Raw genomic sequence first — 357 nt, 5'->3', positions numbered from 1 at the left:
GAGCGAGACGCCGAGAATGGCATTGGCGCCAAGCTTCTTCTTGTTCGGGGTGCCATCGAGATCGATCATGGTCTGGTCGATCGCGGCCTGGTCCTCGGCATCCATGGCGACGAGGGCTTCGGCGATGGTGGTGTTGATGATCTCGACCGCCTTCAGCACGCCCTTGCCGAGATAGCGGCTCTTGTCGCCGTCACGAAGCTCGACCGCTTCATGCGCACCTGTCGAGGCGCCGGAAGGAACCGCGGCGCGGCCCATGGAGCCGTCTTCGAGCACCACGTCGACCTCGACGGTCGGGTTGCCACGGCTGTCGAGAATCTGGCGGCCGATGATGTCGATGATCGCGGTCATGGGAGGCTC

At 64.1% G+C, this 357-nt stretch carries 1 pseudogene; it reads right to left on the bottom strand.

Annotation, left to right across the window (positions count from 1 at the left end):
• Positions 1 to 348, bottom strand: a pseudogene (gene eno / locus AB4Y92_RS26785) (phosphopyruvate hydratase); the annotation flags it as partial.
• Positions 349 to 357 lie beyond the last annotated feature (9 nt).

It is taken from the genome of Lysobacter sp. TAB13 (assembly GCF_052113885.1).
In the GTDB taxonomy this organism is placed as follows: domain Bacteria; phylum Pseudomonadota; class Gammaproteobacteria; order Xanthomonadales; family Xanthomonadaceae; genus Lysobacter; species Lysobacter gummosus.
The sequence above is the reverse complement of the archived record's forward strand: the minus strand, read 5'-3'. Positions and strand labels throughout refer to the sequence as shown.